Source organism: Shinella lacus (assembly GCF_010994755.1).
Taxonomy (GTDB): Bacteria; Pseudomonadota; Alphaproteobacteria; order Rhizobiales; family Rhizobiaceae; genus Shinella; species Shinella lacus.
The window spans coordinates 875,248-898,536 of sequence record NZ_WHSB02000001.1 but is presented as its reverse complement, the minus strand read 5'-3'; the positions used below and the strand labels follow the sequence as shown (position 1 = coordinate 898,536).

21 protein-coding genes are annotated in these 23,289 nt (G+C 63.5%); 20 read left to right on the top strand and 1 reads right to left on the bottom strand.

The window, feature by feature from the left end; all coding sequences use genetic code 11:
- The first annotated feature begins 11 nt into the window (after nt 1-11).
- From tcuA to GB927_RS03975, 19 genes are all read left to right on the top strand, one after another.
- The gene (gene tcuA, locus GB927_RS04065) at nt 12-1,535 is read left to right on the top strand and encodes an FAD-dependent tricarballylate dehydrogenase TcuA (protein ID WP_256115300.1); all 1,524 of its coding nucleotides are present in this window, start codon (nt 12-14) and stop codon (nt 1,533-1,535) included.
- Between the two features lie 29 nt (nt 1,536-1,564).
- Nucleotides 1,565-2,515 (top strand): NAD(P)-dependent oxidoreductase, encoded by a 951-nt coding sequence (locus GB927_RS04060; protein WP_256115299.1) that lies wholly within the window; start codon nt 1,565-1,567, stop codon nt 2,513-2,515.
- Nucleotides 2,512-3,219, top strand: coding sequence for an HpcH/HpaI aldolase family protein (locus GB927_RS04055; protein ID WP_256115298.1), 708 nt, complete (start codon nt 2,512-2,514; stop codon nt 3,217-3,219). The genes GB927_RS04060 and GB927_RS04055 overlap by 4 nt, the downstream gene beginning before the upstream one ends.
- A 35-nt stretch (nt 3,220-3,254) precedes the next feature.
- Entirely contained in the window at nt 3,255-3,968 is a 714-nt protein-coding gene (locus GB927_RS04050) for a 4-carboxy-4-hydroxy-2-oxoadipate aldolase/oxaloacetate decarboxylase (protein WP_256115297.1), read from the top strand.
- A 20-nt stretch (nt 3,969-3,988) separates the two neighbouring features.
- A complete protein-coding gene (locus GB927_RS04045) occupies nt 3,989-5,467 on the top strand; it encodes an aldehyde dehydrogenase (protein WP_256115296.1) in 1,479 nt (492 codons plus the stop codon).
- A gap of 135 nt (nt 5,468-5,602) precedes the next feature.
- Nucleotides 5,603-6,052, top strand: a complete 450-nt coding sequence (locus GB927_RS04040; RefSeq protein ID WP_256115295.1) for a tripartite tricarboxylate transporter TctB family protein — start codon at nt 5,603-5,605, stop codon at nt 6,050-6,052.
- Nucleotides 6,052-7,554, top strand: a complete 1,503-nt coding sequence (locus tag GB927_RS04035; RefSeq protein ID WP_256115425.1) for a tripartite tricarboxylate transporter permease — start codon at nt 6,052-6,054, stop codon at nt 7,552-7,554. The genes GB927_RS04040 and GB927_RS04035 overlap by 1 nt, the downstream gene beginning before the upstream one ends.
- A 3-nt stretch (nt 7,555-7,557) precedes the next feature.
- Nucleotides 7,558-8,742: a 2-methylaconitate cis-trans isomerase PrpF gene (prpF, locus tag GB927_RS04030; protein WP_256115293.1), complete on the top strand. Its 1,185-nt coding sequence runs from the start codon at nt 7,558-7,560 to the stop codon at nt 8,740-8,742.
- Nucleotides 8,743-8,834: 92 nt separating this feature from the next.
- The gene (locus GB927_RS04025; RefSeq protein ID WP_256115292.1) at nt 8,835-9,782 is read left to right on the top strand and encodes a LysR substrate-binding domain-containing protein; all 948 of its coding nucleotides are present in this window, start codon (nt 8,835-8,837) and stop codon (nt 9,780-9,782) included.
- A 166-nt stretch (nt 9,783-9,948) separates the two neighbouring features.
- On the top strand, nt 9,949-10,947 hold the full coding sequence (locus GB927_RS04020; protein ID WP_256115291.1) for a Bug family tripartite tricarboxylate transporter substrate binding protein: 999 nt from the start codon (nt 9,949-9,951) through the stop codon (nt 10,945-10,947).
- 91 nt (nt 10,948-11,038) lie between these two features.
- Nucleotides 11,039-11,581 (top strand): thiamine pyrophosphate-binding protein, encoded by a 543-nt coding sequence (locus GB927_RS04015; protein ID WP_256115290.1) that lies wholly within the window; start codon nt 11,039-11,041, stop codon nt 11,579-11,581.
- A gap of 2 nt (nt 11,582-11,583) precedes the next feature.
- Nucleotides 11,584-12,183 (top strand): thiamine pyrophosphate-dependent enzyme, encoded by a 600-nt coding sequence (locus GB927_RS04010; RefSeq protein ID WP_256115289.1) that lies wholly within the window; start codon nt 11,584-11,586, stop codon nt 12,181-12,183.
- A 94-nt stretch (nt 12,184-12,277) separates the two neighbouring features.
- Entirely contained in the window at nt 12,278-13,639 is a 1,362-nt protein-coding gene (locus GB927_RS04005; protein WP_256115288.1) for a CapA family protein, read from the top strand.
- 39 nt (nt 13,640-13,678) lie between these two features.
- Nucleotides 13,679-15,067 (top strand): MmgE/PrpD family protein, encoded by a 1,389-nt coding sequence (locus GB927_RS04000; protein ID WP_256115287.1) that lies wholly within the window; start codon nt 13,679-13,681, stop codon nt 15,065-15,067.
- Complete coding sequence (gene acnA / locus GB927_RS03995) at nt 15,064-17,772, top strand: aconitate hydratase AcnA (RefSeq protein ID WP_256115285.1); 2,709 nt, start codon at nt 15,064-15,066, stop codon at nt 17,770-17,772. Before GB927_RS04000 ends, acnA begins: the two co-directional genes overlap by 4 nt.
- A gap of 42 nt (nt 17,773-17,814) precedes the next feature.
- On the top strand, nt 17,815-18,195 hold the full coding sequence (gene pcaC, locus GB927_RS03990) for a 4-carboxymuconolactone decarboxylase (protein ID WP_256115283.1): 381 nt from the start codon (nt 17,815-17,817) through the stop codon (nt 18,193-18,195).
- Between the two features lie 99 nt (nt 18,196-18,294).
- Nucleotides 18,295-19,374: an AbrB family transcriptional regulator gene (locus GB927_RS03985; protein ID WP_256115282.1), complete on the top strand. Its 1,080-nt coding sequence runs from the start codon at nt 18,295-18,297 to the stop codon at nt 19,372-19,374.
- Nucleotides 19,375-19,425: 51 nt separating this feature from the next.
- Nucleotides 19,426-20,175, top strand: a complete 750-nt coding sequence (locus tag GB927_RS03980; protein WP_256115281.1) for an electron transfer flavoprotein subunit beta/FixA family protein — start codon at nt 19,426-19,428, stop codon at nt 20,173-20,175.
- Nucleotides 20,176-20,198: 23 nt separating this feature from the next.
- Nucleotides 20,199-21,128, top strand: a complete 930-nt coding sequence (locus GB927_RS03975; RefSeq protein ID WP_256115280.1) for an electron transfer flavoprotein subunit alpha/FixB family protein — start codon at nt 20,199-20,201, stop codon at nt 21,126-21,128.
- Between the two features lie 26 nt (nt 21,129-21,154).
- Here the strand turns inward: GB927_RS03975 and GB927_RS03970 are convergent, their stop codons facing one another.
- Complete coding sequence (locus GB927_RS03970; protein ID WP_305110589.1) at nt 21,155-21,769, bottom strand: GntR family transcriptional regulator; 615 nt, start codon at nt 21,767-21,769, stop codon at nt 21,155-21,157.
- Nucleotides 21,770-22,156: 387 nt separating this feature from the next.
- Here GB927_RS03970 and GB927_RS03965 point away from each other — a divergent pair, with 387 nt between their 5' ends.
- Nucleotides 22,157-23,287, top strand: a complete 1,131-nt coding sequence (locus GB927_RS03965; RefSeq protein ID WP_256115278.1) for a BMP family ABC transporter substrate-binding protein — start codon at nt 22,157-22,159, stop codon at nt 23,285-23,287.
- The last annotated feature ends 2 nt before the right edge of the window (nt 23,288-23,289 follow it).

Below are 23,289 nucleotides of genomic sequence, written 5' to 3'. Positions count from 1 at the left end.
TGGAGCGGCCGATGAGTGAGATTGAGTATGACGTTTTGGTTGTGGGAGGGGGCAACGCGGCGCTGTGCGCGGCTTTGTCGGCGCGGGAGACTGGCGCCAGCGTGCTCGTTCTGGAACGTGCTCCCGAAGGCGAGCGCGGCGGCAACAGTTCCTATACCGAAGGCCTGATGCGCTTTGCCTATACGGGTTCGGATGACATCCGGGCCTTGTCACCGGACCTGACGCCCGAGGAGATGGACAGCGATTTCGGCAGCTACACCGAAGACATGTTCTTCGACGACATGGCGCGCATCACGCACAATCGCACCGATCCCGATCTCTGCGAAATCCTCGTGCGCCAGAGCAACGCCACCATGCACTGGATGGCGAAGCAGGGGGTGAAATTCTATCCGCAGTTCGGCCGCCAGTCCTTCAAGGTTGATGGCAAGTTCAAGTTCTGGGGCGGCGCGACGCTTGCTGCCTGGGGCGGCGGGCAGGGGTTGGTCGACTCGCTCTATGCGGCGGTGAAGAAGGCGGGCATCGACGTGCGCTACAATGCGTGGGTCCGCGAGCTGATCAGCTCGGATGCCGGCGTCGAGGGCGTTGTCGTCAAGCTCGACGGCGTGACGCAGCAGATCCGGGCGAAGTCGGTGGTGCTGGCCTGCGGCGGCTTCGAGGCAAACAGCGAGTGGCGCACCAAATATCTCGGCCCGGGCTGGGATCTTGCCAAGGTGCGCGGCAGCAAGTTTAATACCGGCGACGGGCTCGACATGGCGCTGAAAGTCGGCGCGCAGCCCAAGGGCAACTGGTCCGGCTGCCATGCCGTCGGCTGGGAGCGTTATGCCGAGGACTTCGGCGACCTCTCCGTCACGGGAGACTATGAGCGCGACAGCTATCCGTGGTCGATCATGGTGAACGCCACCGGCAAGCGCTTCCTCGACGAGGGCGCGGACATCCGCAACTACACCTATGCGAAATACGGCAAGGTCATTCTCGAACAGCCCGGGCAGTTCGCCTGGCAGATCTTCGATTCCACCGTCGTTCATCTCCTGCGGCCGGAATACAAGACCCGACGCGTCACCCGCGTGGTCGCCAATACGCTGGAGGAACTGGTCGACAAGATGGGGGATGTCGACCGCGAAACCTTCCTCAAGACGGTGCGCGACTATAATGCGTCGATCACGCGCGACGTGCCCTTCGACCCGACCGTGAAGGACGGGCGGCGCACCGACGGCCTGGATATTCCCAAGTCCAACTGGGCGAACCCCATCGAGACCGGTCCGTTCGAAGCCTATGCCGTGACCTGCGGCATCACCTTCACTTTCGGCGGCCTGCGTATCTCCACCGACGCCCAGGCGATCGATGGCGGCGAACAGGTGATCCCCGGCCTCTACGTGGCAGGCGAGCTGGTCGGCGGCCTGTTCTACTTCAACTATCCCGGTGCGACGGGCCTCATGAGCGGCGCGGTCTTCGGCCGCATCGCCGGGCGAAACGCCGCCATCGCGGCGCAGGCCAGCAAGGAAAGCGTCAGGGCAGCAAAGGTCTCGGCCATGTAATTCCGGCACTGGCCCGCCGGCAAAAGCTTATGAAAGGGAGGAAAACGTTGACCGCTTCAATGGGCACGACGAAGGTTGGCTTCGTCGGCATCGGAAACATGGGCCGGCCTATGGCGGCCAATCAGATTGCCGGCGGCTGGCAGCTCACGGTCTACGACGTGGACCGTGAGAAGGCGGATGCCTTCGCGGTAGAGCACGGATGCGGCAGCGCCCATTCGCTCGCCGAGCTTGGCGAGCGGTCGGACGTGGTCGTGCTGATGCTGCCGGATGGCAGGATCGTGCGCAACGTCGCGCTTGGCGATAGTGCCGGGAGCGACTGCCTGGTGCGCGGTTTGCAGGCGGGCACGACGATCGTCGACATGAGTTCGTCCGCACCGGTGGGCACGCGCGCACTTGGAGAGGACCTCCGCACGTTCGGCGTTGCCCTGCTCGATGCTCCGGTCTCCGGCGGCATGAAGGGCGCGATTGCCGCGAAGCTGTCGATCATGGTCGGTGGCGATCGCGCGCTGGCCGACCAACTCGATCCGCTTCTCGCGACGATGGGCAAGCGCTTCCATATCGGGCCGCTGGGCTCGGGCCATGCGGTCAAGGTCCTCAACAACTACGTTTCGGCCGCTGGTCTCGCGGCGGCGGCCGAAGCGCTCCTCGTCGCGCAACGCTTCGGCGTCGACGGCGAGGTTCTCATCGATGTGCTGAATGCCTCCACGGGGCGAAACAACAGCACGGAAAACAAGTTCAAGCAGTATGTTCTCAACAATGCCTATGATTCCGGCTTCGCACTGGAGCTGATGGTCAAGGACCTGAAGCTCGCAATGGACGTGGCCGATGCCTGCGAAGTTCCCGCCACGCTCGGTCATGCCTGCCTTCAGCTCTGGGAGGATGCGCGCGCGTGGAACGGCCCCAATGCCGACCACACGGAATTCGCGCGCTTCGTCACCGAAAGTGCGGCGAGCGCGAGCCCTGCCAAGGCAAGCCGATGAGCCACGACCTGAAAAACCGGCTGAAGAGCGGCGGGACGATTGCGGTCTGCAACACGGACTTTCCGACGCCACGCCTCGTCGAGTTTGTCGGTGGCCTCGGCTTCGATGCGGTTTTCATCGATTGCGAACATGCGAGCACCGATTTCAAGGAAGTAGAGGATCTTGCCCGGGCGGCGCGCGCATCGGGAATGGCGTCCATCGTGCGCCCCTGGTCCAACGAGATCGGGTTGATCAACCGCTATCTGAGCTGCGGCGTGGACGGCATCCAGGCCCCCCATGTCGACACGCCGGTTGAACTTGCGGCGATCGCCCATGGCATCACCCAATGGGAAGGCGACCATACCAAAAAGCTTTTCGTGGCGATGATCGAGTCGAAGGCTGCGCTGGTCAACCTGCCGAAGATGCTGACATCCGAGGCTGTCGACGTCTTCTACATCGGCGCGCTCGACCTAGCCCAGTCGATGGGCCTGAAGGGGCAGCCCGAACATCCGAAGGTCCGGCAGGCGGTCGAGGATGCCATCGGCATGATCGAACGGGCCGGGCGCGTCGCCGGGATGAATGTCCAGGGCGATCTGCACATGGTCGAGCACTATCGACGCCTGGGGCTGCGCTGGATCAACGTTCACGTCAAGACGTTCGTCGCCGGTCCGGCGCGGACCTTTCTCGATGGTGTTCGCGAAACGCGCGTGGTGGAGCGCGCCTGAGCGAACGACATGAAGGACTTTTAGGAGGAGCGGCCATGTACGGCCATATCTATCACGATTTCCAGCGGGCGCCGTCTGAGCTGATCGAGGCGTTCAAGGGTGTACCGACATCCACCCTGAGCGATGCGATGGGCCGCCATGGCGCGATGAAAGCCGATATCCGCCCAATCTTCGAAAACATCACCATGGTAGGGTCCGCCTTCACGGTGCTTTGTTTTCCCGGCGACAACATCATGACGCACAAGGCGGTGCAGATGATGCAGCCGGGTGACGTGCTCGTCATCGACGCCGGTGATTCCGACAGCGGCTGCTTCGGCCATCGCAGCGCCTTGCAAGTGCGCGGCCGCGGTGGCGTCGGTGTCGTTGCTAGCGGAACGGTGCGCGACGTGGCGCTGTTGCGCCGCGACCGGTTTCCCGTCTTCTCCAGGGGTGTGTCGCCGCGCGCCCCGCAGAAGAACACGCCCGGCTCGATCAACGTTCCGGTGCAGGTCGGCGGGGTCGTCGTTTCGCCGGGCGATATCGTGGTCGGCGATGACGACGGCATCACTGTGGTGCCGCGCCTGCTGGCCGCGCAGATCCTCGCCAAGGCGATGCAGCGTGAGCGCGCGGAAGCCCTGTCGATGGAAAACGGCAACCTGAACGAATTGCTGCCCGATCCCGCCCACGGCGCGCTCGATATGGACAGGCTGCTCAAGGGCAAGGTCGTGGAGCACGCGACGTGGATTTCGCCGAACGAGCCGGGCGCATGACGATGACGGGAGAGACCGGAATGCAGGATTTTCAGCACTATATAGACGGCAAGTTCGTTGATCCCAATGGCGGCGAATGGTTCGACACGTTCAATCCCTTCACCGGCAAGCCCTGGGCGCGGGTCGCGCGGGGCAATGCTGCGGATGTGGAGCGCGCCGTCGAAGCCGCCCACGCGGCGGTGACCACCGGCCCTTGGGCTTCGAGCACGGCAAGCGAGCGGGGCGCGCTGCTGCGCCGCATCGGTGACCTCGCCGCGCAGCGCGCCGAACATCTGGCAGCCATCGAAGTGCGCGACAACGGCAAGCTGATGGCCGAGATGCTGGCGCAGATGCGCTACATGCCGAACTGGTATCACTATTATGGCGGGCTCGCCGACAAGGTCGAAGGCTCCGTCATCCCGCTCGATAAACGCGGATATCTCAACTATACGCGCTATGAGCCGCTCGGTGTCGTGGCCGTCATCACGCCCTGGAATTCGCCGCTCATGCTGACGGCGTGGAAGCTGGCGCCGGCGCTGGCGGCCGGCAATGCGGTGGTCATCAAGCCGTCCGAATTCACATCCGCCTCCGTGCTGGAATTCGTCAAGATCATCGAGGAAGCCGGCGCGCCGAGCGGCCTCGTCAATGTCGTCACGGGGTTTGGCAACGAGGTCGGCACGCCGCTGGTGGAGCATCCAAAGGTCGCCAAGGTCGCCTTCACGGGATCGGATGCGACCGGAAAGCGGATCTATGCCTCGGCGGCGCAGACCATGAAACATGTGACGATGGAGCTCGGCGGAAAATCGCCCAATATCGTCTTTGCCGATGCGGACCTGGACGAAGCGGTGAACGGCGCGATCGCGGGTATCTTTGCGGCGACCGGCCAGACCTGTCTCGCAGGCTCCCGCCTTCTGGTCGAGGATTCCATCCACGATGCTTTCCTTGAGCGCCTTGTCGAGACGGTGAAGGCGGCCCGCATGGGTGATCCCGCCGATATGCAGACGCAGGTCGGCCCCATCACGACCATGCCGCAATACGAGAAGGTGCTGAACTATATCGACGTCGCCCGCGGCGAGGGGGCGACGCTTGTGATGGGCGGAGAGCCCGGCAAGCGGCCGGAATGCGGCGACGGCTGGTTCGTCGAGCCGACGATCTTCAAGGACGTGCACAACGGCATGCGCATCGCGCAGGAAGAGGTGTTCGGCCCGATCCTTTCCGTCATCCGCTTCAAGGACGAGGCGGATGCCGTGCGGATTGCCAACGATACGATGTACGGGCTTGCCGCCGGCGTCTGGACACGGGATATCGGCCGGGCGGTGCGCATGACGGAGGTGTTGAAAGCCGGCACCGTCTGGGTGAATACCTATCGCGCAACGAGCTACATGTCGCCGTTCGGCGGTTACCGCCAGAGCGGCGTCGGCCGGGAGAACGGTGCGGAAATGATCAAAGAATACTTGCAGGTGAAGAGCGTCTGGATGAACTACGGTGCGCCGTCGGCCAATCCGTTCGTGCAGCGGTGACAGCCGCCGGAAAATGAGCTGAATCGTCCCGTGGCGGCCAAAGGCCGGCGCAGGATGCGGACAAAGCGCTGTATGACAGCGGCGCCGGGCGGGAGGACGCACCGGCATCGACATGTCGGAGGACGGGGAGGAAGAATGAAGATTCACATCACAAAAGATTTCCTGAGCGGAGCTCTTTTCGGCGCGATCGGGCTTGGCACCATTGTGTTGGGCCAGAGCTACGACATGGGAACGGCGGGCAATATGGGCCCGGGTTATTTCCCGGTCATCCTGGGAACCATCATGACGCTGATCGGGCTCACGATGGTCGTCCGCTCGAGCCTGCATCCGGAGACCTCCGAAAGCGTGACGAGCTGGGAAATCCGGCCGCTCGTCTTCACCCTCGTCGCCGTCTTCACCTTCAGCCTGCTCATCGAATCGCGCGGCCTCATCGTCGCGGTGGTGGCCCTCGTGTTGATCAGCCGGCTGGCAGGACGCGAAGGCAGCATGCGCGAACTCGCCATCATGGTTCTCGCGATGACGCTGATCGCGGTGGGCATCTTCGTCTACGGACTGAACATTCCCCTCAAACTGAGGCCCTGGTGATGGAACTTATTCAGCATCTTTCGCTGGGTTTCGGCGTCGCCCTGTCGCCGATGAACCTTGCCTATTGTTTTGCCGGCGTGCTGCTCGGCACCTTCATCGGCGTGCTGCCGGGCGTCGGGCCGCTGGTGACGATCGCCGTGCTCTTGCCGCTGACCTTCGGTCTTCCGCCCGAAGGCGCGATGATCATGCTTGCCGGCATCTACTACGGTGCGGCCTATGGCGGCTCGACCACCGCGATCCTGGTCAATCTTCCGGGCGAATCCTCCTCGGCGGTCACCTGCATCGATGGATATCAGATGGCGCGGCAGGGGCGGGCGGGACCGGCTCTGGCCATCGCCGCCATCGGCTCGGTCATTGCCGGCTGCATCGGCACGCTGCTCATCGCCTTCGTCGGGCCGCCGCTTGGCGCCGTGGCGCTGAAGTTCGGCGCGGCGGAATATTTCTCCCTGATGTTCATGGCCCTGATCTGTTCATCCGCCCTCGTGCGCGGGTCTCTCGTCAAGGGCATGGGCATGGCGTTTTGCGGCGCGATCTTCGGTCTGGCGGGCACGGACGTCAATTCCGGCATTGACCGCTTCACCTTCGGTATGGATGGCCTGGCCGAAGGCTTCGATTTCGTCGTCGTTGCCGCCGGCTTGTTTGCCTTCTCGGAGATCGTCGTCAATCTCGGCGTCTCGCTGAAACGCGAAGTGCTGACCGGGCGCGTGACCAACCTCATGCCGACCCGGGAAGACCTGAAGGCATCCTGGAAACCCATTTTGCGCGGCACCGGCATCGGCTCCATCTTGGGCGTCCTGCCGGGAACGGGGCAGACCATCGCCTCCTTCGCATCCTACGCTCTTGAACGGAAGCTCGCCAAGGACCCGTCCCGCTTCGGCAAGGGCGCGATCGAAGGCGTCGCCGGCCCGGAATCGGCCAACAATGCGGCCGCGCAGACGCACTTCATCCCCACGCTGACCCTCGGCATTCCCAGTAGCGCGACCATGGCACTGCTGCTCGGCGCCCTGATGATCCACGGCATCACGCCGGGTCCCCAGGTGATGACGTCGCATCCGGAACTCTTCTGGGGCCTGGTGGCCAGCATGTGGATCGGCAATGTGATGCTGGTCATCCTCAACCTGCCGCTGGTCGGTCTCTGGGTGGCTTTTCTCAAAGTTCCCTATCGCTGGCTCTATCCGCTCATCCTCGTTTTCTCGTGCATCGGCATCTACACGGTCAATATGAGCGCCAGCGATATCGCCTTCGCCGCCTTCTTCGGCTTGCTCGGCTACGTCTTCCTGAAGCTCGACTGTGAGCCGGCGCCGTTCATCCTCGGCTTCCTGCTCGGCCCGATGATCGAGGAGAACTTCCGCCGCGCCATGTTGCAGTCGCACGGAAACCTGGAGGTCTTCGTCTCGTCGCCGCTCAGCGCCGTTTTCCTGGCGATCGCGCTTGGCCTCGTGATCCTGATGGTCGTTCCTCTGGTTCGCAAGCAGAAGGACCAGGCGATCGCGGAAGGTTGAGCCATGACCCGACGCCGCATCCCCGCCGTCCTCATGCGGGGCGGCACCAGCAAGGGCCTGTTCGTCCGGCTGGAGGATTTGCCTTCGGACCTGGCCGTGCGCGACCGCGTGCTGCTGCGGGCCTTTGGAAGCCCGGACCCCTATGGCCGCCAGATGGACGGCGTGGGTGGCGGCCATTCCAGCGCAAGCAAGGTCGCGGTCATCTCCCGGTCGGTGCGCCCCGGCTGCGATATCGACTATCTCTTCGGTCAGGTCGCGGTCGATCGCGCCCTGATCGACTGGTCCGGAAGCTGCGGCAATCTCCTGAGTGCTGCTGCGTCCTTCGCGATCGATGAAGGCTTCGTCGACGTGCCGTCCGAAGGCGTTGTGACCGTCCGGATCTGGCAGGTCAATCTCGGCCAGCAGATCGTGGCCCGCGTGCCGGTGCAGGCCGGCCAGACCGCCGAGACCGGTTCGTTCGAGATGGATGGGGTCGCATTTGCCGGCGCCGAAATCCTGATCGAATATCCGCCACAGGAGAACGCCGACGGCGGACTTTTCCCCACGGGTCGGGTTCTGGACAGGGTGGAGGTGTCGGGCATCGGGCGGTTCGATGTCACGCTCGTCCAGGCCGGCATGGCAACGGCGATCGTCGAGGCTCGCGTGCTCGGACTGGCCGGAACGGAGCTGCCCGAGCATATCAACGGCGACGACGGACTGCTGGCGCGCCTGGAGATGATCCGCGCCGCCTGCGCCGTCGCCATGGGCTTGGCGAAAACATCGCAGGAAGCGACGCAGACGCGACCGCACATGCCGAAACTCGCCTTCGTCTCTCCTTCGATCGACTACCGGGCATCGAACGGACAGGTCATCGGCGCATCCTCGACCGATCTGGTGGCGCGGATCATATCGATGGGAAAACTGCACCACGCGATCACCGGTACGGGTGCTGCCGCGATCGCGGCGGCCTTGCAGGTGCCCGGTACGGTGCCTTATCGCCTCGCGCAAACCCACAGCCCGAAAGTCAGGCTCGGTCACGCTTCGGGCATCTTGACGGTTGAGGCGGACGTTTCTCAAGATGCCGGGGCACTCACCGCCGAACGGCTCGCCATGAGCCGCTCGGCGCGGCGGCTGATGGAGGGATGGGTTTGCACGCCGGGCGAATTCTGGCCGCAGGATGAAAGCGGCCTTGCCGCGATTGCCCGATGATCGCTGTTTTACGGAAAACCTGATATTTTTCATGACTAAGCGGATATAAGCCGCATAGACTGGGCCTGAGGTCATCACCGCAGGAAATGCCCATGGTCCAGCTTCGCCAACTCCGCTATGTCATTGAGGTCAACCGGCAGGGCAACCATATTTCCGCCGCCGCCGATGCGTTGAACACGTCCCAGCCTGGCATGAGCAAGCAGATCCAGGAACTGGAGCTCGAACTCGGCTTCTCGATCTTCCAGCGCAGCCGGAACCGGGTAACCGGGCTGACGGATCCCGGCCGCGAAGTCGTCGAAATCGCCCAGCGCATCCTCAACGAAGTCCAGAGCCTCAAGAACATCCGCGAGGACTACGGCGCCCAGGAAGGCGGCACGCTGACGATCGCGACCACCCATACCCATGCCAGATATATCCTGCCCCGCGTCATCAAGAGTTTCGTCCAGCGCCATCCGCATGTGCGGATCGGGCTGCTGCAAGGCAATCCGACGGAAATCTGCGAGGCGGTGGAGACCGGCAAGGCCGACATTGCCGTCGGCACGGAAACGATGCGGCCCTTTCCCCACCTGTTGCGCCTGCCCTGTTACCAGATCACCCGGAGCCTGATCGCTCCGAAGGGCCACCCCATTTTCCGGGTCAAGACGCTGACGCTGGAGGCCATCGCCAAATATCCGATGATCGCGCACGATCCGCATCGCAGCGGGCGATGGAAGATCCTCGACGCCTTCGAGAAAAAGGGGATTACGCCGACCATCCTGTTCAACGCCGTGGATGCGGATGTCGGCAAGACCTATGTCGAGATGGGCATCGGCATCGCCGTCATGGCGACCGATGCTTTTGACCCGGCCCATGACAGGGCTTTGCGCGCGCGCGATGCCAGCCATCTCTTCGAGGCGAGCACCAGCTATGTCACCCTGCGGACCGACACCTATATCCGCCGCTTCATCTTCGATTTCATCGAACTTCTGACGCCGGCGCTGACGCCGGACCATGTCCGCGCGACGCTGCGGGCGCGTGAGCGCGAGCGCGCGGCGAAGTAGAGCCAATCCGCTTGGTTGAGCGACAAAGCGGGCCCTCGCGCGAGGGGAGAGCGCCTGTTTGCGCGTCAGATCCCAGTATGCCTGTATCGCATACTACTATCGAAAATGACGCTTTGCGCCCGCATGACCCGCTTACTAAACTCCCCAGCATAAAGGGAGGAAAGTCATGTTTTCATATCGTCAGAAGATTGCCGGACTAGCATTATCCTTACTCGCCCTGCAAAGCGTTCCGGCCTTTGCGCAGTCCGCGGAGGACTATCCGAACCAGACGGTCCGGATCATCACGCCGTTCGAGGCGGGCGGGGGCACGGACATCGTTTCGCGCGAACTCGCCAACAAGCTGCAGGGTCTCTGGAACAACAACGCGGTGATCGTCGAAAACAAGCCGGGTGCAAACGGCAATCTGGGAACGGACATCGTCGCGAAATCGAAGCCGGACGGCTACTCGCTGCTTCTGACGACCAATGCCACGATCGCCATCAATCCGCAGCTCTTCGGCGACCGCGTGAAGTATGATCCGATCAAGGACTTTACGCCGGTCTCGATGCTGTCGAGCCTGCCCTTCGTCTTCCTGGTGCCGCCGGCATCGCCGGCAAAAACCATGGAAGAATTCCTCGAACTCGCGAAGAAAAGCCCGGGCACGCTGAGCTGCGGGTCGTCGGGCGTCGGCGGCGGTGCGCATCTGGCGCTCGAGATGCTGAAGTCGCGCGCGGGCGTCGACATCACGCACATTCCGTACAAGGGAACGGGGTCGTCGATCACCGCCCTTCTCGGCGACCATATCGACTGCCTTTTCGTCTCCATCCTCAGCGCGTCGCCCTATATCAAGCAGGGGCAGCTGCGCGCTCTGGCCGTGAGCAGCCTCGACCGCAACTCATCCCTGCCGGACGTTCCGGCGGTCGCCGAACTGCCGGGCCTCGACGGGTTCGAATCCGATCTCTGGTATGGCCTTCTCGTTCCCACCGGCACGGATCCGAAGATCGTCCAGAAGGTCTACGAGGGCGTGAAGGCGCTCATCGATGATCCCGGCTTCCGCGGGCGCTTCGAGCCGACCGGTGCCGTGCTCGTGGGCAACAAGCCTGAAGAGTTCGCCAAGCAGGTGGCCAGCGACATCAAGAAGTGGGCCACTGTCGTCAAGGAATCCGGCGTAGCCGAACAGCTCTGATCGCTGAAAACCAAACTGAGCACCATCCTCTGCGCGGCCTGTGGCCGCGCAGCCAGGCCCCGCCTTTTCCAAATTCTGTTCAAGCCTTTCAATGGGAGTCGACGTGAAACAAGAACCTACCCCCCGACTTTGGCCCGGCGAGATATTCCAGGCACTCAAGCGTAGCGATGTCAAACAAGTCGCCTACGTTCCGGATGCCGGCCATATCGAGCTGATCTCGAACTGCGAGGCGGACGCCGACATGACCGCAGTCTCGCTGACGACCGAGGAAGAGGGCGTCGCCATGCTTTCCGGTGCATGGCTCGGGGGTGATCGCGGTGCGCTCCTCATGCAGTCGTCGGGTGTCGGCAACTGCATCAACATGCTGAGCGTTCCACTCCACTGCCGCATGCCGCTGCTGATGGTCGTCACCATGCGCGGCGAGTGGGGGGAGTTCAATCCCTGGCAGCTGCCGATGGGGCAGAATGCCGAGCGAGTCCTGCAGGACATGGGCGTCTACGTTCAGCGCGCGAGCCACGCCGAAGAGGTGGGACAGATCGTCTACGCCGGCGCGCAGCTCGCCTTTTCTTCCAATTGCGTCGTCGCAGTGCTCCTCAGCCAGCGGCTTCTCGGCTTCAAGGACTGGAGCAAGTAACAATGACCGACACGAAAAAAGGTACGATGGATCGCCGCGAGGTGTTGAGAGCGATCGTCGCACAGCGTGGAGACGTGCTGATGGTCACGGGCCTCGGGTCGGCGACCTACGATGCCGGCACGGTCGACCACCTCAATACGTTCTGCCTGTGGGGCGGGATGGGTGCCGCCGCCATGATGGGTCTCGGCCTTGCGCTTGCCCAGCCTGACCGCCGCGTGCTGGTCATGACCGGCGACGGTGAAATGCTGATGGGCATCGGCGCCTTTGCGACGATCGGCGCGCAGCGCCCGAAGAACCTCGCCATCGCCGTCATCGACAACGAGCACTATAGCGAGACCGGCATGCAGCCGACCCATACGCGGCGCGGCGTCAGCCTGGCCGGCGTTGCGCGCGAATGCGGCTTTGCCGGCGCCGAGACGGTCTACACGGAGGCCGAGCTCAACGCGGTCGTGCCGAAGCTCTTCGAAGGCGATGGCCCGTTCTTCGCGGCCATCAAGGTGAACACGCAGCGCTATCCCATGTCGATCCGCGTGCGCGACGGCGTGCACCTGAAGGATCGCTTCCGCGAAAACCTTCTCGGAGCCGAACGCGCCTACTACTGAGCGCGAGGCCGGACGCCACGGCGTCCCAAGGGCGCCCATCGAGAGGGATGGGCGCCGGCCATGCCAATCAATCGAAAGAATCGGGGGAGAAAACATGTCTCGCAAGCGGGATTGGAAAGTCGTCCTGGCAGGCGAGTGCATGATTGCCCGGCCCTTCACCGCCTATAAGGAGCCGGAATTTCTTGCAGTGCTCGATCTGCTCGCGAACTCCGATGTCACCTATGCCCATCTCGAAATGAACTTCGGCGATGCGGACGATCTGGAATGGGCGTCGCGCGGCGACTGGGTTGCAAGCTACATGATTGCGGAGCCGGACCTTGCCGCGGAACTGAAGTCGGCCGGGATCGATATCCTGTCGCTCGCCCATAACCACAGTTTCGATTTCGGCCCGTCCGGCCTCCTGTCAACCGCCCGCCATTGCCGGGACGCGGGATTCGCCTGCGCCGGCACGGGCCGCGATCTGGAGGAGGCGCGCGAGCCGGCCTTCTTCGAGACGCGGAAGGGCCGCGTGGCGCTCGTTTCGACGAGTTCGGGCAACAAGGCGTACGAATGGGCAAGCCATCCCAAGGCGCAGCTGCGCGGCCGGCCCGGCGTCAATCCCCTGCGCGTGTCGATGAAATACGAGGTCGATGGTGCTGCCGCCGCCGAACTGGAAAGGCTCGCCAGCCGGCTCGGCATCGGCAGCCGGCGCAAAAACGCCGCGGGTGCCGAAGAAATCGCGCTGAATTTCCCGGGCGACCAGTCGACCCGCACGTCGCCCGCCTTCGTCGCCGGCGAGAAGTTCGGTGTGTTCAGCGAGTGCCATCCGCGCGATCTCGAAGGCAATCTGCGATCGATCGAAGAGGCGGCGACGATGGCCGACCTCGTCATGGTCGCCCATCATTACAACGTCTCGGAAGGCCCGCGCAGCGACAATCCTCCGCGCTTCGCCCGCCAGTTCGCCCATGCCGCCATCGACGCGGGCGCGGACATCTATATCGGCCACGGCTGGCACAAGACGCTCGGCATCGAGATCCATGACGGCAAGCCGATCTTCTACGGCGTCGGCAATTTCATCGCGCAGTCGGAATTCGTCCGCCGTGTGCCCTATGACAGCTACGAGGCCTGGGATCACGATGTCGATCGCCTGACGACATTGAACGCTGCCGCCTATCCGCTCCATCCCGGCCTCGATCTCGCACCCTGGTGGAGTTCCGCCGTGTTCGAGTTCGAATATGACGGCGACGCCCTGAAGGAGATCCGGCTGCACCCGGTCGAGATGGGGCGCCGGACGACGCCGGACGGAACGGTCATCACGCGCCAGACGGGCAAGGGCGCGCATGCCCTGACGGAAGGCCGCCCCTTTATTGCCGACAAGGAAACCGGCGAGGCGGTTCTTCAGCGCCTCAAATCCCTGTCCGAGCCGCTTGGCACGCGGATCGACATCGAGAAGGGTGTCGGCATCATCCGGCTCTGACGGACGCGCCGCATCCCATACGCCAGCAGAGGAATACCCATGGACACCATGACGAACAGCCACGCCCACGACCTGATCGACCTCGTCCGCCAGATATCCGTTGATACGCTGCCTCCGGCCGTCGTGGAACAGGCGCGCATCTGCCTTCTGGAAGCGCTGGGTTGCGGTGTCTTCGGCGCTTCGCAGCCATGGTCGCGCATCCTGGCCGACGAGATGATCGCGGAAGGAACGCAGGGCTTCAGCACCGTCATCGGGAGGGGAAGGCTTGCAGCACCCGCCGCCGCACTTTGCAACGGCACGGCAATCCACGGCTACGAGCTTGACGACCTGATCGCTGAATCCGTCGTGCATCCCGGTGCGGCCGTCATCCCGGCGGCGCTTGCCGCCGCCGAGGCGGTCGAGGCGAGCGGCGCCCGGGTTGTGGAAGCCATCGTCGCCGGTTACGAGGTGACGCACCGTATCGGCCTTGCGCTCGGCGCCGAACCGTCCCGCCGGGGCTTCCATGTCGCCAGCCTTTCGGCTCCGGCCGGATGCGCGATTGCCGCCGGCATCGTCATGGGGCTGACGCGCGACCAGCTTCTCTCCGCCATCGGCCTCAGCTGCTCGGCCGCCGGCGGCATCAAGAGCTTTGCCATCGGCAAGGGTGGCGGCATGGTCAAGCGGCTGCATCTCGGCCGCGCGGCCGAGGCCGGCGTGCGTGCCGCCCAGCTTGCCCGGCGCAGCTTCCTCGGCCCACCCTTCGCCATCGACAGCCGCTTCGGCCTCGTCGAAGTGTTCGGCGGCAGCAGCGCGGATGCGGCCCGGTTGAGCGAGGAACTGGGATCGCAATGGGCGATCTCGAAGACCTGGTTCAAGGTCTATCCGATCTGCGGATGGATCCAGTCCACCGTGCAGCTGCTTTGCGAAATGCGCGGTCCCCAGCCGCTCACATCCGCCGATATCGCCCATGTGCGCGTCGGCGTCAGCAAATATGCCGCCCAGAACAACAGCGAGCCGGCGCCGATCGACACGATGGGCGCCCAGTACAGCATTCCCTATTGCGCCGCGCTCTCCCTCATGGGCGACCCGCGCGACCCGGACATGTTTTCCGCCGAGGTGGTCAACCGCGCGGATATCCGGGAGCTGGCAGCGCGCATCGAGATCGTCGTCGATCCCCGCATCGACGCAGTCTATCCGAGCCAGTACGGCGCCTGCGTCTCCCTGACACTTGCCGATGGACGATCGTTCGAAGGCACGGTGCTGGATTGCCACGGCACGCCGGTCGATCCCTGCACGCAGGCCGAAAGCCGCGAAAAGTTCAAGCTGCTGACACGCGGGCGACTGTCCGAGGCGCAGGCGGAAACCCTTACGGAGCATGTTCGAACCCTGGCCGATCTCGCGTCGGTTCGCACGCTCATGGAAACCCTTTCATCAGCGAGTTCCCGATGACACCCGATCTCAAGGACAAGACCTGTCGCGACATCAACCTTGGGTCCGGCCGCAAATATCGCTACTTCTCCGTGCCCGCGCTGGAGGAAAACGGCATTGGCAAGGTGTCGCGCATGCCCGTTTCGCTGCGCATCGTGCTGGAATCGGTCCTGCGCAATTGCGACGGCAAGAAGGTCCTGTGGAGCCATGTCGAATCTCTCGCCAACTGGCAGCCGAACGCGCCGCGCGAGACGGAAATACCCTTCACGGTCGGGCGTATCGTGCTCAACTGCGCGGCCGGTATTCCGCTGCTTGGCGACCTGACGGCCGTTCGCAGTGCAATGATGCGTCGTGGCTATCCGGCGGAAATCGTCGGCCCCAAGGTGCCGGTCGACATGGCGCTCGATCATACGCTGACGGTCGATTACAACGCCCGGCCGGACGCGTTGAAGCTCAATACCGCACTCGACATCCGCCGCAACGCCGAGCGTTATCGCTTTGTCAAATGGGCCATGCAGGCCTATGGCGGCGTTCGCCTCTTCCCGCCGGGCGCCGGCATCCTGCACCAGCTCAATCTCGAACTTCTGGCCCCCGGCTATCTCGAAAAGGATGGCATCTGTTTTCCCGACACCCTCGTCGGGACGGATTCCCACACCTGCATGATCGCGGGCCTCGGTACCGTCGGCTGGGGCGTCGGCGGCATCGAGGCGCAGGCCGCCGTGCTCGGGCAACCGCTCTTCTTCCTCACGCCCGACGTGGTCGGCGTGCACGTTTCCAACAGGCTGCGCGAGGGCGTGACGGCCACCGATCTCGTCCTGCATGTCACCGAAATGATGCGCAAGGCGAAAGTCGTCGGAAAATTCGTCGAGTTCTTCGGCGAGGGCGTTGCGACGCTGAGCGTGCCCGATCGCGCCACCATCGCCAACATGGCCGTCGAATACGGCGCGACCATAGGTTATTTCCCCGTCGACGAGCAGACCTGTTCCTATCTTCGCCAGACGGGGCGCACGGAGGAGACCGTACAGGCGGCCGAAAAACTCTATCGCGCGCAAGGATTCTTCGGCGCGCCGAAATCCGGCGATATCGATTATTCCGGGGTGATCGAGCTCGACCTTTCGATCGTCGTGCCCAACCTTGCCGGCCCGAAGCGGCCGCAGGACCGCATCCCGCTCGACGGATTGAAGGAGCGGTTCGCAGACGTGCTCGCTGCGCCGGTTGCGCAGGGCGGCTATGGAAAGACACCGACCGCTCCCGCCGATGCGGACGAGACCGCGCGCAAGGTGCGCGACGGCGACGTCGTGATCGCGGCCATCACCTCCTGCACCAACACGTCCAATCCGGGTGTCATGCTGACGGCAGGCCTGGTCGCCCGCAACGCCGTCGCCCTCGGCCTTCGCACCAAGCCCTGGGTGAAGGCGTCGCTGACGCCGGGCTCGATGGTGGTCAGCCGCTATCTCGAAGCGGCCGGCCTTCAAGGCGCGCTCGACACGCTCGGCTTCGCCGTCGCCGGCTACAGCTGCGCCACCTGCGTCGGCGCCTCAGGGCCGATCGATCCCGAGCTGGAAGAACAGATCGCTGCGCGCGACGTCGTCGCCTGTGCCGTGCTGTCGGGAAACCGCAATTTCGAGGCCCGCATCCACCCGGCCGTGCGCGCTTCGTTTCTCGCAAGCCCGCCCCTCGTGGTGGCATTTGCGCTGACGGGGCGGATGGATATCGACCTGCTGAACGAGCCGCTCGGCACCGGAACGGATGGCAAGCCTGTCTATCTCAGTGATATCTGGCCATCCTCCGAAGAGCTCGCGGAAGCCCAGGCGATCGCAGCCAATCCGGAATTCTACCGCGAGACCTATGCGGGAGACATTGCTGCGCGCGATCCGAACTGGAAGACCATTCCGCAGACGACGGGCAAGCTCTATGCATGGGACGAGCAATCGACCTACCTGAAGGAGCCGCCCTTCCTGGCGCCGGAATTCCTGGTCTCGGTCCTGACGCCGATCACCGGCGCGAGGGCGCTGGCGATATTGGGGGATTCGGTCACCACCGATCACATCAGCCCGATCGGCAACATCAAGGCGAGTTCTCCGGCCGGAACCTATCTCGGCAGCCTCGGCGTTGCGCCGCTCGATTTCAACAATTTTGGTGCGCGGCGGATGAACCATGAAGTTATGGTGCGTGGCGGGTTCGGCAACCAGCGGCTCAGCAACCGCATGGTTCCCGGCGTGGAGGGCGGCGTGACCGCACACCAGCCCGGTGGCGTGACGCTGAGCATCTACGACGCCTCGCTTCGCTACAAGGCCGACAACGTGCCGCTGATCGTGGTGGCCGGCCAGGAATATGGCACCGGCAGCGCGCGGGACTGGGCGGCGAAGGCCACGCGGCTTCTGGGCGTGCGCGCCATCGTGGCGGAAAGCTTCGAGCGCATCCACCGCAGCAACCTCGTCGGCATGGGTGTGCTTCCATGCCAGCTCGCCGGAGGAGCCCGGACCGCCGACCTCAACCTCGATGGTTCGGAACGCTTCGATATCCTCGGTCTCGGTGACGACGTGGAGCTCGGTCAGTCCCTGACGCTCGTCATCCACCGGGCCGATGGAACGAGCACGCAAGTGCCGTTGATCCTGCGCCTCGATACGCCTGTCGAGGTCGAGTATGCGCGCAGCGGCGGGGTCATGCCCTACATCCTCAGCGAACTGACGACCGAGGCGGAGCGCATGCGCGCAGCCTCCTGAAGGCCCGACCTCAAACCAACTGCCTCATGAAAGGACATGTACATGGACCAGGAAATCTACGACAAGGGTCTCGCCATCCGCCGCGCTACGCTTGGTGATGCCTATGTGGACAAGGCGCTCGCCCAGGCCGATGACTTCACGCAGGACCTGCAGCAGCTCGTCACGACCTATTGCTGGGGCGAAGTCTGGGGCCGCGAGGGACTGGACCGCAAGACCCGCTCGATCATCAATCTCGCGATGATCAGCGCACTCAACCGCCCCCATGAGCTTGCAGCGCATGTTCGCGGCGCCATCAACAATGGCCTGACCCGGGACGAGATCAAGGAGGTCTTCCTTCAGGTCGGCATCTATTGCGGCGTGCCCGCGATGGTCGACAGCTTCCGGATCGGCCGCGAGGTGCTGAAGGAGCTGGATTCTAAGTAGCGCCCGAGGTATTGCGCGTCGCGAACCTCTATCATTGGGGTCCGCGGCGCGCATTCTGAAAACATTCCGCACATCTCAAGGAGTGGTGCAATTCCATCGTTGAAAGCCTGGAAAAGGCTGAGCACGACCACCCTGGCCTTCGGGCTCGCAGCGCTCGCGGGTTTTTCGGGTGCGGCCTATCATATTCCGCTGGCCTGGATGCTGGGGCCGCTGCTCGTGGCGGCCTGCCTTTCGGCCGCCGGGTTCGATCTGCGACCCAACGAGAATGTGCGCAAATTCGGCCAGCTCACGATTGGAACCGCCGTCGGCCTGACGATGACGGCAAGCGTTCTGGCAGAACTTGGTGGCTGGCTGCCGCTCATGGTGCTCAGCGCGCTTGTTTCCGTAATGATGTCTTGCGTGGCGGGGGTCATTCTTGCGCGGCAGGCCCGGCTCGACCAGAAGACGGCCTTTTTTGCCAGCCTGCCGGGCGGCCTTGCGGAGATGGGGAACATCGGCGTGCAGATGGGCGCCCAGGCCGAGCCGATCGCCATCGTCCATACGTTGCGCGTCACGATCGTCGCCCTCACCATCCCGTCGATCCTGCTCGCATTCGGCACGCCCGATTTCGCGGTGGCGCCCGGCACCCGGATCGTCGATCCATACTGGACGGTGGGCCTGATCGTCGGAGGGGCAGCCTTCGCCTATTTTCTCGGACGCATCCGGCTCAACAATCCCTATATGATCGGGGCAATCCTGTTCACGGCGATCTTTGCCTCCAGGGGCCTCGTCGCCGGCAAGATGTATCACCCGCTTTTTGCCGTCGCCCAGTTGATGATCGGTTTTGCCGTCGGTTGCCGCTTTCGCCGCGATATCCTGGCGAAGCTTCCACGGGTGGCGTTCTTCAGCGTCATCTCCATTTTTGGTCTAGGCACCGTGATGGTCGGCTTCGCGCTGCTTCTGTCTCTTACGACGGGATTGACCTATCCGGCAGCGATCCTGGCGACCTCGCCGGGCGGCCTGTCCGAAATGACGGTCACGGCTGAAATCCTGCACCTTGCCGTTCCGACCGTTGTCGGGTTTCAGGTGGTGCGCGGCATCCTCGTCAACAGCCTGGCCTCGCACTATTACGCGCTGCTGACCCGGTATGGCGTGCTCGACCTCCTGCAAAGGGTTTTTGGGTCGCCCGATCCCGGCTGAGGAAAGCGGTGCCGGCCAGCGGAATTGATGAGCATAGGAGTGTAGAATCGCATGAAGATCTTGGTCCCTGTAAAGCGGGTCGTTGATTACAACGTCAAAATTCGCGTGAAGGCGGATGGCTCGGGTGTCGAGCTAGCGAATGTGAAGATGTCGATGAACCCGTTCGACGAGATTTCGGTCGAGGAGGCGTTGCGGCTGAAGGAAGCCGGCAAGGCGTCGGAAGTGGTCGTCGTGTCGATCGGCCCGGCGAAGGCCGAAGAGACGCTGCGCACCGCGCTCGCCATGGGCGCCGACCGCGCCGTGCTGGTCGAGACGGAGGATGCCGTCGAGCCGCTCGCCGTGGCAAAGATCCTCAAGGGTGTGGCAGAAGCCGAACAGCCGGGCCTGATCATCGTCGGCAAGCAGGCGATCGACGACGACAGCAACCAGACCGGCCAGATGCTCTCGGCCCTGCTCGGCTGGGCACAGGCGACGTTTGCCTCGAAGGTCGAGATCGGTGATGGCAGCGCACAGGTCACCCGCGAAGTCGACGGCGGTCTCCAGACCATCGAAGTCAAGCTCCCTGCCGTGGTCACCACGGACCTGCGCCTCAACGAGCCGCGTTATGCCTCGCTGCCCAACATCATGAAGGCGAAGAAGAAGCCGCTCGACAAGAAGACCCCGTCCGACTTCGGCGTCGACACGAGCCCGCGGCTGAAGGTGCTGAAGACCGAGGAGCCGTCCGGCCGCAAGGCAGGCGTCAAGGTTAAGAGCGTCGCCGAACTCGTCGACAAGCTGAAAAACGAAGCCGGCGTGCTGTAAGGCAGGAAAGGGAGAACATTACCATGGCCATTCTTCTTCTGGCAGATCACGACAATGCCCACCTTTCCGACCAGACGGCAAAGGCGCTGACGGCGGCATCGAAGATCGGTTCCGACGTGCATGTGCTCGTCGCGGGTGCCGGTGCCAAGGCGGCAGCCGAGCAGGCGGCAAAGCTCGCAGGTGTTTCGAAGGTTCTCGTCGCCGAGGATCAAACGCTTGCCAACAACCTGGCGGAACCACTGGCAGCGCTCATCGTCTCGCTTGCCGGCAGCTATGAGGCCATCGTCTCGGCCGCCACCTCCGTCGGCAAGAACGTGCTGCCGCGCGTGGCAGCGCTTCTCGATGTCGCACAGGTCTCTGAGATCATCGAGGTCGTCTCGGCCGACACGTTCAAGCGTCCGATCTATGCGGGCAACGCCATCCAGACAGTGCAGTCCACCGACGCCAAGAAGGTGATCACTGTGCGCACGGCATCCTTCGCCGCAGCCGGCGAGGGCGGCAGCGCATCGATAGAGAGCGTCTCGGCCGCAGCCAACCCGGGTCTCTCGACCCACGTCAAGGATGCGCTGTCCTCGTCGGATCGTCCGGAGCTGACATCCGCAAAGATCATCATCTCGGGTGGTCGTGCGCTTGGTTCGTCTGAAAAATTCCAGGAGGTGATCCTGCCGGTTGCCGACAAGCTCGGCGCTGCCGTTGGCGCCTCCCGTGCTGCGGTCGATGCGGGCTATGCGCCGAACGACTGGCAGGTGGGTCAGACGGGCAAGGTTGTTGCGCCGCAGCTCTACATCGCCTGCGGCATTTCGGGTGCGATCCAGCATCTCGCCGGCATGAAGGACTCCAAGGTGATCGTGGCGATCAACAAGGACGAGGAGGCACCGATCTTCCAGGTCGCCGACTATGGCCTCGTCGCCGATCTCTTCGAGGCGCTGTCGGAGTTGCAGAAGGCGCTCTGAACAGAAGGGGGCGTTGACCGCCGCCTCTAATCCGCAGCGAAGACGGTGCTGGCGTCGCTGACGATCGACACATGGGCGTAGGCGGCTTTTCCGGCTGCCTCGCCGTCTCCCCGCAGGATGGCGGTGACGATGTCCTGGTGTTCGCTGTAGGATTTGGAAAGGCGGCCGGGGAGGCGGAACTGTGCGCGACGGAACGGAGACAGGCGCGCGCGGGTCTGTGTGACCAGTTCGAAGACATGGTCATTGTGCGCGCCATTGTAGAGCCTGGTGTGGAACTCGACATTGTAAGCGGCGTAGTCCTCTTCGGCGCCGTCCCGTACCAGCCGCATGGAGGCGTGGTGCGACAGTTCCAGCGCGCGCCGCTCGGCCACCGTCATGCGCCCGGCGGCGAGGCGCGCGCAGACACGCTCAAGCTCCGCCATCGCCTCGAACATCGAGGATAGATAGCCTCCCGACACATTGGTGACGACGGCGCTGCGGTTCGGCTGGCGTTCCACCAATCCCATGGCGCCAAGCTCCCGCAGAGCCTCGCGCACGGGGGTGCGCGACACTTGAAAGCGCGCCGCAAGCGAAAACTCGTCCAGTTTCTCGCCGGGCTGCATCGTGCCGGTCACGATCATGTCGGCGATCGCCTTCACCATCTGTTCGACGGTGGTTCCGGCCCGCACGACCTGTCTCTGCCTTTTCTCTGCCACGCGCGAATCTTTCCTCGATCTGCATACAGATGCATTCCCGTTGAGCGGCTGTCAAATATGGCAATTAAGTATATGATTAGAATAACGATTATTTCAAAAGATTTTGGGGATTGTCTTTGAATCTCGACAAGAGACGATTAAATTTTAGCCATTTAATTGCATCCGTCTGAAAAATCATCACGCACGCCACAAAACTGCATGCACTTTTCGCAGCGCTGAATCCGCCCCCAAAATAAATCGATTTGAAACAACAGCTTATGAATCTGGCATAGGCGTTGCATAGCTTTCTTGCATTGCCAGACCTGGCTTCCATTCCTCGCAAGGAGCATTCCGATGACCAAACTCCTTCCTTTCTCCCGCCGCGATTTTCTCAGGACCTCTGCCATGGGCGCCGCCGTCGTCGGCCTTGCGCCGTCCGGCCTTTTCTCCCCCGCCATGGCGCAGGCGGCGCTTACAGTCGGCTTCATCTATGTCGGCCCCAAGGATGACTATGGCTACAACCAGGCCCACGCCGAAGGCGCCGCCATGCTCAAGGCCTTGGAAGGCGTCACCGTCGTCGAGGAGGAAAACGTGCCGGAAACGGTCGACGTCCAGAAGACGATGGAATCGATGATCAACCTCGACGGCGCCGGGCTGCTGTTTCCCACCTCCTTCGGCTATTTCGACCCCCACATGCTGGACATGGCGAAGAAATATCCCGACGCCCAGTTCCGCCATTGCGGCGGCCTGTGGAAGGAGGGCACGCATCCGGCCAATACGGGTTCCTATTTCGGCTATATCGGCCAGGGCCAGTATCTGAACGGCATTGCGGCCGGTTATGCCTCGAAGAGCAAGAAGATCGGCTTCGTCGCGGCCAAGCCGATCCCGCAGGTGCTGCAGAACATCAATTCCTTCCTGCTCGGCGCTCGCTCGGTCGATCCGGCCATCACCTGCCAGGTGATCTTCACCGGCGAATGGTCGCTCGCCGTCAAGGAGGCCGAGGCGACGAACGCACTGATCGACCAGGGCGCCGACGTCATCACCTGCCATGTCGACAGCCCCAAGGTTGTGGTGGAGACGGCGGCCGGCCGCGGCGCCTTCATCTGCGGCTATCACGCCAACCAGAGCCCGCTCGCACCGGAAAAATACCTGACCGGCGCGGAATGGGCCTGGGGCAACGTCTATACCGACTTCGTCAAGAAGGCGCAGGCTGGCGAAAAGCTCGGCAATTTCGTGCGCGGCGGCCTGAAGGATGGCTTCGTGAAGATGAGCCCGCTCGGCCCGGGCGTCTCCGAGGAAGCGCGCAAGACGTTCGACGCCACGCTCGCCGAGATGATGGGTGGCAGCTTCTCGGTCTTCAAGGCCGGCATCAAGGACAACAAGGGCAACGTGGTGGTCGCGGACGGCCAGGCCTTCGCGGAGGATGCGATCGAGCTGGAAAGCATGGACTATCTCGTCGAAGGCGTCGTCGGTTCGACCTCGTAACT

Bases quoted from the DNA above. Each gene is read 5' to 3' on its own strand.
- GB927_RS04020 (WP_256115291.1), top strand. From the start codon at position 9,949: ATGTTTTCATATCGTCAGAAGATTGCCGGACTAGCATTATCCTTACTC.
- GB927_RS04025 (WP_256115292.1), top strand. From the start codon at position 8,835: ATGGTCCAGCTTCGCCAACTCCGCTATGTCATTGAGGTCAACCGGCAG.
- GB927_RS04005 (WP_256115288.1), top strand. From the start codon at position 12,278: ATGTCTCGCAAGCGGGATTGGAAAGTCGTCCTGGCAGGCGAGTGCATG.
- GB927_RS04000 (WP_256115287.1), top strand. From the start codon at position 13,679: ATGGACACCATGACGAACAGCCACGCCCACGACCTGATCGACCTCGTC.
- GB927_RS04035 (WP_256115425.1), top strand. From the start codon at position 6,052: ATGGAACTTATTCAGCATCTTTCGCTGGGTTTCGGCGTCGCCCTGTCG.
- GB927_RS04060 (WP_256115299.1), top strand. From the start codon at position 1,565: ATGAAAGGGAGGAAAACGTTGACCGCTTCAATGGGCACGACGAAGGTT.
- prpF (WP_256115293.1), top strand. From the start codon at position 7,558: ATGACCCGACGCCGCATCCCCGCCGTCCTCATGCGGGGCGGCACCAGC.
- GB927_RS03970 (WP_305110589.1), bottom strand. From the start codon at position 21,769: ATGGTGAAGGCGATCGCCGACATGATCGTGACCGGCACGATGCAGCCC.
- tcuA (WP_256115300.1), top strand. From the start codon at position 12: ATGAGTGAGATTGAGTATGACGTTTTGGTTGTGGGAGGGGGCAACGCG.
- GB927_RS04015 (WP_256115290.1), top strand. From the start codon at position 11,039: ATGGGAGTCGACGTGAAACAAGAACCTACCCCCCGACTTTGGCCCGGC.
- GB927_RS04055 (WP_256115298.1), top strand. From the start codon at position 2,512: ATGAGCCACGACCTGAAAAACCGGCTGAAGAGCGGCGGGACGATTGCG.
- GB927_RS04050 (WP_256115297.1), top strand. From the start codon at position 3,255: ATGTACGGCCATATCTATCACGATTTCCAGCGGGCGCCGTCTGAGCTG.
- pcaC (WP_256115283.1), top strand. From the start codon at position 17,815: ATGGACCAGGAAATCTACGACAAGGGTCTCGCCATCCGCCGCGCTACG.
- GB927_RS04045 (WP_256115296.1), top strand. From the start codon at position 3,989: ATGCAGGATTTTCAGCACTATATAGACGGCAAGTTCGTTGATCCCAAT.
- GB927_RS04040 (WP_256115295.1), top strand. From the start codon at position 5,603: ATGAAGATTCACATCACAAAAGATTTCCTGAGCGGAGCTCTTTTCGGC.
- GB927_RS03965 (WP_256115278.1), top strand. From the start codon at position 22,157: ATGACCAAACTCCTTCCTTTCTCCCGCCGCGATTTTCTCAGGACCTCT.
- GB927_RS04010 (WP_256115289.1), top strand. From the start codon at position 11,584: ATGACCGACACGAAAAAAGGTACGATGGATCGCCGCGAGGTGTTGAGA.
- GB927_RS03975 (WP_256115280.1), top strand. From the start codon at position 20,199: ATGGCCATTCTTCTTCTGGCAGATCACGACAATGCCCACCTTTCCGAC.
- GB927_RS03980 (WP_256115281.1), top strand. From the start codon at position 19,426: ATGAAGATCTTGGTCCCTGTAAAGCGGGTCGTTGATTACAACGTCAAA.
- acnA (WP_256115285.1), top strand. From the start codon at position 15,064: ATGACACCCGATCTCAAGGACAAGACCTGTCGCGACATCAACCTTGGG.